Source organism: Enterobacter sp. PL_is511 (genome assembly GCF_055816065.1).
This window is the reverse complement of record NZ_JBVPGP010000019.1, coordinates 244,071-253,613: the sequence shown is the minus strand read 5'-3', so window position 1 is coordinate 253,613 and position 9,543 is coordinate 244,071. Positions and strand designations below refer to the sequence as shown.

Genomic DNA, 9,543 nt, shown 5'->3' with positions numbered 1-9,543 from the left:
CAGCGACGCCCTGGTCCGGCTGTAAATCGCCGAAGCGTTTCCGTAAGGCCGGGGCGAGGCGCAGGGATGCGCCGAGAGGGCGTGGCCTGCAGGGATGCAGGCTCATGCCCGACCCGATAGCCTGAAGGAATAAGCTGAGGGTACCGCGAAGCGGCGATTTACCGCCGGGAGCCCGGGTCGCCAGGGCGGCGGCGATTGAGCCGCCATGGCACGTTCACCGGTCATGTCCTTACAGAGTAGCAAGAAACATAAAGTGAACGGAATGACCACCACAGCCGTATGTTCCCCCTCACCCCAGCCCTCTCCCTCAAGGGAGAGGGGGTCGTCCGTGCAGGCATTATTTTGTGGGGATTCCTCAGCCCACGGGGAGAGGGAACAAACACAAAAAACGGCAACCTACGTTGCCGTTTTGCTTTTACCTAAGCCACCTGCTGATTGTCCTCTTCAGCATTACGCTGCGCTTCTTCCGCTTCCTGCTCCAGCAGCTGCTTCTCATACACTTTGAAGAACGGGAAGTAGATGATCGCCGATACGCAGGCCAGAACCACAACCAGAATAGCCGCGCGGAAGTCCCAGCCCAGAGCCCATGCTGCCCCTATCGGCGCCGGTGCCGTCCAGGGAACGACCGAGATGACGCGCCCAATCAAATCAAACGTCATCGCCGCCCACGCCAGCACGGCGTTAACCATCGGTGCCAGCAGGAACGGAATAAAGAACACCGGGTTCATCACGATTGGTGTACCGAAAATGACAGGTTCGTTGATGTTAAAGAAGCTGGGCACCACACTCAAACGCCCGATAGAGCGTAAATGCGCTGAACGGCTACGCAGATAGCAAATCACCAGCCCCATCGTCGCGCCCGATCCGCCAATCACGATAAAGAACGTCCAGAACGCCTCCATAAAAATATGCGGCAGAGGCTGGCTGGCGGCCAGTGCGGTCTGGTTAGCGCCCAGGTTAGTCAGCCAGAACATCTGCAACATTCCGGATACGATGGCTGCGCCGTGGATCCCGGCGAACCACAGCAGATGACCAATCAACACCGCCAGCAGGATCGCAGGCAGTGAATCCGCCGCGGAAACCAGCGGTTTAAAGACCGACATAATGGCCTGCGGGATCAGCATGCCAAACTGAGACTGAATGACCAGGCTCAGAGGATAGAGCGTTAACACCACCACCAGCACCGGGATCAGCAGATCAAAAGAGTTTTTGATCATCGGAGGAACCTGGTCTGGCAGGCGAATACCGATGTTATGCGCCTTGAGGAAACGCATCATCTCAACGCAGTAGATCGCCACCAGAATCGCGGTAAAAATCCCCGTTCCCCCCAGGCTGTCGACAGGAAGCGTGCCTTTGGTTTTCGGTGCCGCGACCAGCAGAAACGCCATCAGCGACAGCATGGCGCACATGAACGGGTCTAACTGGTGCGATTTGACATAGTGTTTGCCAAGGTTATAGGCAATGGCCGCACAGATATAAATGGACATAATGCCCATCGTCATATCAAACGGCGTCAGGATTTGGCCTTCAAACTGCTTCGCCATATCCAGCCAGGCGCGGGCGAAACCCCACGTGGTATCAGGCGAAAAAGGTGGGTAAGCGAACACTAACAAAAATGAACCCACAATCATAAATGGCATCGCGGAGATGAACCCATCACGAATAGCCATGACATGACGCTGGGAAGAGATCCGCCCGGCAATCGGGCTCACGTAATTTTCAACGAAACGGAATATCAGGTTAAACGCAGCATGGTTGGCAGACATGGCAGATCTCCTGTCAGACGTTTGTTACGGGCACTTTCGCGCCGCACGTTGTTCCATAAATCAGCTTCACAACCTTGCTGGCTTGTGTACCAGTGGTACTGCTCAGACGAAATGGTTTCATATTTGGCTCTTATTATTGGATACAGGGGACGTTACGTACTCAGTATTAATCGACGCATCACGCTCTGCAACCGGTTACTGTAACCGGTTTCTGTGAATGTGAAGAGGATCCAGAAATCAGCCGTTCGGGATATTTGTTACTTAAGAGATATTTACAGAGCATAAATTCTTATGACAGATTACGCAGGATATTTGTCAGGAGGAAACAATGAGTTTGCAGTCTGTACAGCAGTTTTTTGCCGACAACGCGCCGGATATAGACGTAATTGAACTTAGCCAGAGTACCGCTACCGTTGCGTTGGCTGCTGCCGCCCATCGTGTTGAACCGGGACAAATCGCCAAGACCTTGTCACTCAAGGTGAAAAATGAGGTGATTCTGGTGGTGGCGAAAGGCGATGCGCGTCTGGATAACAAAAAGCTGAAAGACACGTTTGGTGCGAAAGCGCGCATGCTCAGCAGTGATGAAGTGGTAACCATCACCGGTCATCCCGTTGGCGGCGTGTGCCCGTTCGGGCTGGAAAATCCGCTCGCGGTTTACTGCGATATTTCATTAAAGCAGTACGCCGAAGTCCTGCCCGCCGCAGGCGCAATTCATAGTGCCGTGCGTATTTCACCTGACAGAATGGCAGAGCTGACTTCCGCAAAGTGGGTTGACGTTTGCATCTGATTGATGCGCCAGAGCCTGTCTGGCGCGCAGCGGGCTGGCTATAAAAAGGTCGGCTTGCTGAGTGCCGAACTTCGCGGTTCTCTTGCCGGAAGGTGAGTAATAATATCCGCTGCATCGAGCAACCCGACGTCAGAGCTCACCCCCAGCTTCACCATCGCATTAAACTTATGCGCCCGGATGGTCTTAATATTGCGTTCAAGCTGTGCCGCAATTTGAGGAATAGAATAGCCGCAAGACATATAACGCAGTATTGCCCGTTCCGTTGGGCTTAACATTCTGTTTTGACTCCGGTACCAGTGATTCATCATATTGTCATTGATGCGCAGCGTTTCACTCAACAACACCATAAGTTCCTGCTGCAGGTGCTCAAGCGACAGCGATTTACTGACCACACCGTGAAGGCGTGACGGTGAAAGATGGCTAACTAACCGTGCTTCCGTCTCATCAGCAACCAGGATAATGCGCTGGATATGACCATGCGTAAACGCGAGCTCCCGCAGGTGCGCCAGACAGTTACGGCGCTCCTCTCGTGCATCGGAAAGTGAATAGATCAGCGAGAAAAAATTGACGTGCTGAAGTGCTTTCTTGAAGCTGTCAAATTCGCTAAACAGATGCAGCTGATAGTGATTCAGGCCGGGCATCGCAAATAAATGCTGTAGCCCAACAGCACTCATCGTGCAATTTTCGACGATGGCGATATGTCGTGTTGAATCGGTTTTTTCCATTCCTCAAACTCTCCATAGGCTGACATCAAATTCAGCTCTCTCATTCCCTGCGTACTGTTGATCCAGGCGTACATATCGGCATTACTACGTAAAGATAGCCGCCGCATCGCACTGTTTTTCTGCGCACTGATGGTTTTATTGCTCTTCTTCAGCAATGTGGCGATTTGGTTAATCCCCCATCCTTTACCTAACAGACGCAGTACCTTGCGTTCGGAGTGCGTGAGTGCGATAACGTGTTCGTCTTCATCCTCCGTACTTTGAGGCTCCGGGGTTAATAACGTCTGGCTTATCCGCTCTGCCCGCTCGCTACCTGCCCGAATCGCGTTAACCACGCCTTCAATGGGCTCCATATCAGACAGCAACGTGCTTTCCGGGCGCATAAGCAACTCAACCGCAATAGGGTAAAGCGGCCGCGAGACTAAAAAGATCCAGTGAATGTCCCGGTATTGGTTCAATAAACCGTAATACTCTTCGAGGGTTCCCCGAGGATTTCTATATTCACCTGAAATATCGGCAATAATGACATCTGCGCGGCGTAGCTGGAGCAGTGTTAACTCCTGCAATGAGCGACAATAGGTCAATTCAAAATCCGGGAAATGGCGTGCCATCACGCCCCCTAACCCGTTTTGCATCACGGGCATCCGGCTAATGACAACGCCATACTTACCATGCAATGACAACATAGACCCTCCGTGTCCATTCTTCATTTGATGAGTAACGTTAAAACGCACCAATGTATGAGTATTTTCGTCCCTGAGTGTAAAACTGATTAATACAAGCAGAAGATGAGATATGTTCTTAGTATAAGAAATGCCTAAAACAACGGTAATATCTCATAAAGCGCAAATAAATTTAATTGCGGAGCCATTAAAATAACGACAATATAAAATTAGAATAACTAAATACAAATATTCTATATTTTTATATTTATAATTCACCGCATTGATAAATTAATCCAACTCCCCTTTCGTGATACGGGCTGAAACTGTTTGCATAAACCTTGATCTGGCCCACAGCAAGAGGGACTGCACTTTGTGCTAAAAGTACTCACTACGGGCTAACCGGCAACCTATCCATCTTTTTCAGGACAATACATGCAGGCAGATCGGTCAACGCAGCGTGCTATCACGCGGCTATGTATAAAGTGCGGTCTTTTTCTGCTCCAGCACGGCGCGGAAAGCGCGCTGGTTGAGGAGCTTTCAACCCGGCTGGGGGTGGCGCTGGGTATGGATAGCGTTGAAAGCGCGATCTCATCTAACGCCATTGTGCTGACCACGATCAAAGACGGTCAGTGCCTGACCTCCACACGCAAAAACCATGACCGCGGTATTAACATGCACGTCGTGACCGAAGTGCAGCACATCGTCATCCTTGCTGAACACAAGCTTCTCGATCTCCATGAAATTGAAAAAAGGTTCAACCAGATCAAGCCATTACGTTATCCGCGCTGGCTCGTTGTGTTAATGGTAGGGCTCTCTTGCGCCTGCTTTTGTAAGCTCAATAAAGGCGGCTGGGACGGCGCGCTCGTCACCTTTTTTGCCAGCAGTATCGCCATGTATGTTCGCCAGCTGCTCACGCACCGGCAGCTGCACCCGCAAATTAACTTCTGCATTACCGCGTTTGTCGCCACCACGGTTTCCGGCCTGCTTCTGCGCCTGCCGCAGTTTGCCAACACCCCAACCGTTGCCATGGCCGCCAGCGTGCTTCTGCTGGTCCCGGGCTTTCCGCTGATCAACGCCGTCGCCGACATGTTTAAAGGGCACATCAATACCGGTCTGGCACGCTGGGCTATCGCCAGCCTGCTGACGCTGGCGACCTGCATCGGCGTGGTCATGGCCATGACTCTCTGGGGGTTACGCGGATGGGCGTGATAGATTTTCTGCTGGCGCTGGCACAGGACATGCTTCTGGCCGCCATCCCTGCCGTCGGCTTCGCGATGGTATTTAACGTACCGCAACGCGCGCTGCCGTGGTGCGCGCTGCTGGGTGCGATTGGCCATGGCTCGCGAATGGTGATGATGACGGCGGGTTTTAACATCGAATGGTCAACGTTCATCGCTTCCATGCTGGTCGGCAGTATCGGCATCCAGTGGTCGCGCTGGTATCTGGCGCATCCCAAAGTGTTCACTGTTGCCGCGGTGATCCCGATGTTCCCAGGCATATCTGCGTATACGGCGATGATTTCCGCAGTGAAAATCAGTCATTTCGGTTATACCGAGCCTCAGATGATCCTCCTCCTGAGCAACTTCCTTAAGGCGTCATCCATCGTCGGCGCGCTCTCTATCGGGCTGTCGATCCCCGGACTGTGGCTGTACCGCAAACGCCCACGCGTTTGATATTTGTATTATTTCGCTGCCGTGGAGATAATTCTTCTGGTCCGTTTGGTGAAAATAAGGAAAGGATGTGGCTAACCCTGGCAGCGAACACCCCGAGCACAGTGAAGAATCCAGCCTGAAAGAGAAAATCTTTCAGAGCGCCATCGCGCTTTTTGCCGAGTATGGATTGAACGGTGCACGGATGGAGCAGATTGCAGAGAAAGCGGGCACCACCAAACGCATGGTGGTTTACCATTTCAAGAATAAAGAGAACCTCTATCTCCTGGTTCTGGAACATGTTTACACCCAGATTCGCGCCAGTGAAAAAGCGCTAAGCCTGACGGGAATGCCCCCGGTCGAAGCGCTGGTCAATCTGGTTGAAGCCACCTTTGACTATCATGCCGACCACCCTGACTACATCCGGATTATCTGCATGGAAAACATGCAGCGCGGCCGCTTTATGCAGCAGTCGAGCTATCTCCGCCAGGTCAACCGCAGCGCGCTCGACCTGCTGGAGGAGATCCTGCGCCGGGGCAAAGAAAAACAGCTCTTCAGTGAGACGGTAGACGCCCGCGATCTTCATCGTCTGATAAGCAGCTTCAGCTTTCACTACGTTGCCAACAGCTACACCTTTACGCTGTTGTTTGAAGAAGGCGCAGACGAGCAGGCTCAGCGCCAGCACTACCGCAAAATGGCCGTTCAGGTGGCGCTCCGCTATACCTGCCCATAAAATTGCTTGCAATTAAATCGCGCACTATCTATATTCATTTCATGAACGCGAAAACGAACGACGCAACCGCTGCGCTCAAGCTGGATAACCAGCTCTGCTTTGCCCTCTATTCGGCAAACCTGGCGCTTAACAAGCTGTACCGGCAGCTGCTGGCACCGCTGAACCTGACCTACCCGCAATATCTGGTGATGCTGGTGCTGTGGGAGCAGGATGATATGACGGTGTCGGACATCGGTGAACGGCTGTTTCTGGACTCTGCAACCCTGACGCCGCTGTTGAAGCGTCTGGAAAGCGCCGGGCTCATCAACCGCCACCGTTCACGCAAAGATGAACGCCAGGTCGCCGTCACCCTGAGTGAAGCGGGACGTGAACTCCAGCAGCAGGCATTGGGTATCCCCCATGCGGTGGGTTGCGCAGCGCAGTGTGATACCGACACCCTGCTGGCGCTCAAACAGCAGCTCGAACTTTTGCGACAACAGCTACACCGCGCGTAACGCTATACTTTACGCGTTATTATTTACTCATATATATCGCACGCTATTTAATAGCACACGTTAAAACAAGATGAGGAACCTGCCATGTCTTTAGAAAAAGTTGTTTATACCGCCAAAGCAAAAGCCACCGGAGGCCGTGACGGCCGAGCCACCTCCTCCGATGGCGTACTGGACGTCAAACTGGGTGTGCCAAAAGAGATGGGCGGCATGGGGGGAGACGTGACCAACCCTGAGCAGCTGTTTGCCGCGGGCTACTCTGCCTGCTTCCTGGGCGCGATGAAATTCGTGGCCGCACGCGACAAATTTACCCTGCCTAAAGATGCTTTTATTGAAGGCGAAGTGGGTATTGGCCCCCTGCCAACCGGTTTTGGTATTGAAGCAAAACTGAACATCCACGTTGAAGGTATGGATCCTGCGGAAGCCAAAAAGCTGGTCGATGCGGCGCACATTGTTTGCCCGTACTCTAACGCGACCCGCGGCAACATTGACGTGACGCTGAACATCATCGCGTAATCCCTTCTGTTCCCTCTCCCTGTGGGAGAGGGTCAGGGTGAGGCATCAGCCCTCACTTTACCCCTCCTTTCCTTTCCCCTCTCTGTGCTACCATAAGTCCATATCACGCCCGTAGTAATCAGTAGAGTAAGCGTTATGTCCTCCAGACTTCTGACCACCAGCATTGCTGGCATTGATGCCTTTATGCGCGACCCACGCGGTGTGTTGACTCACGCCGAAGGCGGCACGGTTGCGGTTTTTGCCGACAACGCGCCGGCGTTTTACGCAATCACACCGGAACGTCTGGCACAGCTTCTGGAGATCGAAGCACAAGTGTCACGCCCGGCGAGCGATGTCACGCTGGATAGCCAGTTCTTTGATGAACCGGTTAACGTTCCCGTGACCGTTCCGATGGGCAAATTTGCCCTCTATGCGGGCTGGCAACCGGATGCGGATTTCCAGCGGCAGGCCGCGCTGTGGGGCATTGCGTTAACCCAACCCGCCACCGCGGAAGAGCTCGCCGCGTTTACCGCCTGGTGGCAGGCAGAAGGGAAAGTGTTCACCCACATTCAGTGGCAGCAAAAGCTCGCGCGTCATCTCCAGATTACCCGCGCCGGCAACAACGGCCAGCCAAAACGTGATATCAATGCGTTTTCAGAACCGGATAAACAGATCCCCAGCGGATTCCGAGGTGCGAAATGAAGAACGTCGGCGACCTGATGAAACGTCTGCAAAAAATGATGCCTGCCAACGTGAAGCCCGCTTTCACCACCGGTGAAGAGCTGCTGGCATGGCAAAAAGAGCAAGGTGAGATCCGCGCCGCCGCGCTCGCCCGCGAAAACCGGGCGATGAAAATGCAGCGCACCTTTAACCGTTCCGGTATCCGTCCCCTGCACCAGAACTGCTCGTTCGATAACTATAAAATCGAGACCAACGGGCAGATGAACGCGCTGGCCGCCGCACGGCAGTACGTGGATGAATTCGACGGCAATATCGCCAGCTTCATCTTTAGCGGCAAGCCGGGCACCGGAAAAAACCACCTTGCTGCCGCCATCTGCAACGAGCTGCTTCTGCGCGGTAAATCGGTTCTTATCATCACCGTGGCCGATATCATGTCTGCGATGAAAGACACCTTCAGCAACCGCGAAACCAGCGAAGAACAGCTGCTTAACGATCTGAGTAATGTCGACCTGCTGGTCATCGACGAGATTGGCGTTCAGACGGAATCGCGCTATGAAAAAGTGATCATCAACCAGATTGTCGATCGCCGCTCCTCGTCCAAGCGCCCCACCGGCATGCTGACGAACCACAATATTGACGAGATGACCCGCCTGCTGGGGGAACGCGTCATGGACCGCATGAAGCTGGGTAACAGCCTGTATGTCATCTTCGACTGGGAAAGTTACCGCAGCCGCGTCACCGGCAAAGAGTATTAAGACAGTTCCAGGAATCGCCGACAGGTCGCAGGTATATACTGGAACCCCTTCGGCCCAAAACGGACCTTTTTGAGAGAGCCATGATGAAAAAACAGATTCTAATCAGCACCTTTTTAGGCGCGCTGCTGGTAACCGGCGCAGCGCAGGCGGCGTCCTGGCAGGAGTCCCTGTCAAGCGCAGCAAACGAGCTGACCAAAGAGAGCAGCAGCACGCAGGGCGGACTCTCCGCCTCTTCCCTCACCAGCCTGCTGGGCAACAGCGGTCAGAGCCTGAGCGCGGGCACGATGAACAACGCGGCGGGGATTCTGGAATATTGCGCGAAACAAAAACTGACCTCCGTGACCGACGCGCAAAACGTGAAAAATCAGGTGCTGGGTAAACTGGGTCTGGATACCCAGGAGCAGAAAGCGGACACCAACTATATGGACGGCATTCAGGGCCTGCTTAACGCGCAAAACGGCCAGCAGCTTAACCTGAGCACCCTCGGCAACTCCTCTCTGGCCAAACAGGTGAAAACCAAAGCCTGCGATCTGGTGCTGAAACAAGGCGTTAATTTCATCTCCTGATCCACCCCATTTTCTGCCACAACACGCCGCGTTTAATGCGATAGTCTTGCAGCGCGGCGCTAAATGAGCGTTTTTCCCACCTGCCACCGTCTCAGCGTCCGTTTGTCAGGATGTGCACACCTTCATAAAAACGATTTTCTAAACCAAATCCTAACAACAGCACACTTTCGTGACACTAAAATTGCAGCTTAACGACATCGCAATTACATTGTATGACCCAAAAAATAAACAGT

At 53.3% G+C, this 9,543-nt stretch carries 12 protein-coding genes; 9 read left to right on the top strand and 3 right to left on the bottom strand.

Features of this window, described 5'->3' with window-relative positions; translation table 11 throughout:
* Positions 1 to 419: 419 nt before the first annotated feature.
* Positions 420 to 1,766 carry a PTS sugar transporter subunit IIC gene (locus AC0TN7_RS07540; protein ID WP_024908275.1) on the bottom strand — a complete coding sequence of 449 codons (1,347 nt, stop codon included), beginning with the start codon at positions 1,764 to 1,766 and terminating at the stop codon, positions 420 to 422.
* A 328-nt stretch (positions 1,767 to 2,094) separates the two neighbouring features.
* Between AC0TN7_RS07540 and AC0TN7_RS07535 the strand changes: the two genes are divergently transcribed.
* Positions 2,095 to 2,553, top strand: a complete 459-nt coding sequence (locus AC0TN7_RS07535) for a YbaK/EbsC family protein (RefSeq protein WP_008502085.1) — start codon at positions 2,095 to 2,097, stop codon at positions 2,551 to 2,553.
* Positions 2,554 to 2,591: 38 nt separating this feature from the next.
* On the opposite strand, the gene bglJ is transcribed toward AC0TN7_RS07535, so the two are convergent.
* Together bglJ and AC0TN7_RS07525 are read right to left on the bottom strand one after the other, a co-directional pair.
* The gene (gene bglJ, locus AC0TN7_RS07530) at positions 2,592 to 3,227 is read right to left on the bottom strand and encodes a DNA-binding transcriptional activator BglJ (RefSeq protein ID WP_024908276.1); all 636 of its coding nucleotides are present in this window, start codon (positions 3,225 to 3,227) and stop codon (positions 2,592 to 2,594) included.
* Positions 3,224 to 3,961 (bottom strand): helix-turn-helix transcriptional regulator, encoded by a 738-nt coding sequence (locus tag AC0TN7_RS07525; protein WP_024908277.1) that lies wholly within the window; start codon positions 3,959 to 3,961, stop codon positions 3,224 to 3,226. The genes bglJ and AC0TN7_RS07525 overlap by 4 nt, the downstream gene beginning before the upstream one ends.
* A 411-nt stretch (positions 3,962 to 4,372) precedes the next feature.
* Between AC0TN7_RS07525 and AC0TN7_RS07520 the strand changes: the two genes are divergently transcribed.
* The 8 genes from AC0TN7_RS07520 to AC0TN7_RS07485 all read left to right on the top strand — a co-directional run bounded on the left by AC0TN7_RS07520 (position 4,373) and on the right by AC0TN7_RS07485 (position 9,310).
* Complete coding sequence (locus AC0TN7_RS07520) at positions 4,373 to 5,149, top strand: threonine/serine exporter family protein (RefSeq protein WP_024908278.1); 777 nt, start codon at positions 4,373 to 4,375, stop codon at positions 5,147 to 5,149.
* The gene (locus AC0TN7_RS07515) at positions 5,140 to 5,613 is read left to right on the top strand and encodes a threonine/serine exporter (RefSeq protein WP_024908279.1); all 474 of its coding nucleotides are present in this window, start codon (positions 5,140 to 5,142) and stop codon (positions 5,611 to 5,613) included. Before AC0TN7_RS07520 ends, AC0TN7_RS07515 begins: the two co-directional genes overlap by 10 nt.
* A gap of 67 nt (positions 5,614 to 5,680) precedes the next feature.
* On the top strand, positions 5,681 to 6,322 hold the full coding sequence (locus AC0TN7_RS07510; protein WP_008502090.1) for a TetR/AcrR family transcriptional regulator: 642 nt from the start codon (positions 5,681 to 5,683) through the stop codon (positions 6,320 to 6,322).
* A 41-nt stretch (positions 6,323 to 6,363) separates the two neighbouring features.
* On the top strand, positions 6,364 to 6,816 hold the full coding sequence (locus AC0TN7_RS07505) for a MarR family winged helix-turn-helix transcriptional regulator (RefSeq protein WP_023293337.1): 453 nt from the start codon (positions 6,364 to 6,366) through the stop codon (positions 6,814 to 6,816).
* A gap of 84 nt (positions 6,817 to 6,900) precedes the next feature.
* Positions 6,901 to 7,329 (top strand): organic hydroperoxide resistance protein, encoded by a 429-nt coding sequence (locus AC0TN7_RS07500; RefSeq protein WP_008502092.1) that lies wholly within the window; start codon positions 6,901 to 6,903, stop codon positions 7,327 to 7,329.
* Between the two features lie 135 nt (positions 7,330 to 7,464).
* On the top strand, positions 7,465 to 8,010 hold the full coding sequence (gene dnaT / locus AC0TN7_RS07495; RefSeq protein WP_024908281.1) for a primosomal protein DnaT: 546 nt from the start codon (positions 7,465 to 7,467) through the stop codon (positions 8,008 to 8,010).
* Positions 8,007 to 8,744, top strand: a complete 738-nt coding sequence (dnaC, locus tag AC0TN7_RS07490; RefSeq protein WP_013095461.1) for a DNA replication protein DnaC — start codon at positions 8,007 to 8,009, stop codon at positions 8,742 to 8,744. The genes dnaT and dnaC overlap by 4 nt, the downstream gene beginning before the upstream one ends.
* Before the next feature lie 83 nt (positions 8,745 to 8,827).
* The gene (locus tag AC0TN7_RS07485; protein ID WP_473701989.1) at positions 8,828 to 9,310 is read left to right on the top strand and encodes a YjjA family protein; all 483 of its coding nucleotides are present in this window, start codon (positions 8,828 to 8,830) and stop codon (positions 9,308 to 9,310) included.
* The last annotated feature ends 233 nt before the right edge of the window (positions 9,311 to 9,543 follow it).

Coding starts and splice junctions, on each gene's coding strand:
- AC0TN7_RS07535 (WP_008502085.1), top strand. CDS start 2,095: ATGAGTTTGCAGTCTGTACAGCAGTTTTTTGCCGACAACGCGCCGGAT.
- AC0TN7_RS07505 (WP_023293337.1), top strand. CDS start 6,364: ATGAACGCGAAAACGAACGACGCAACCGCTGCGCTCAAGCTGGATAAC.
- AC0TN7_RS07520 (WP_024908278.1), top strand. CDS start 4,373: ATGCAGGCAGATCGGTCAACGCAGCGTGCTATCACGCGGCTATGTATA.
- dnaT (WP_024908281.1), top strand. CDS start 7,465: ATGTCCTCCAGACTTCTGACCACCAGCATTGCTGGCATTGATGCCTTT.
- bglJ (WP_024908276.1), bottom strand. CDS start 3,227: ATGAGTGCTGTTGGGCTACAGCATTTATTTGCGATGCCCGGCCTGAAT.
- AC0TN7_RS07515 (WP_024908279.1), top strand. CDS start 5,140: ATGGGCGTGATAGATTTTCTGCTGGCGCTGGCACAGGACATGCTTCTG.
- AC0TN7_RS07525 (WP_024908277.1), bottom strand. CDS start 3,961: ATGTTGTCATTGCATGGTAAGTATGGCGTTGTCATTAGCCGGATGCCC.
- dnaC (WP_013095461.1), top strand. CDS start 8,007: ATGAAGAACGTCGGCGACCTGATGAAACGTCTGCAAAAAATGATGCCT.
- AC0TN7_RS07485 (WP_473701989.1), top strand. CDS start 8,828: ATGAAAAAACAGATTCTAATCAGCACCTTTTTAGGCGCGCTGCTGGTA.
- AC0TN7_RS07500 (WP_008502092.1), top strand. CDS start 6,901: ATGTCTTTAGAAAAAGTTGTTTATACCGCCAAAGCAAAAGCCACCGGA.
- AC0TN7_RS07540 (WP_024908275.1), bottom strand. CDS start 1,766: ATGTCTGCCAACCATGCTGCGTTTAACCTGATATTCCGTTTCGTTGAA.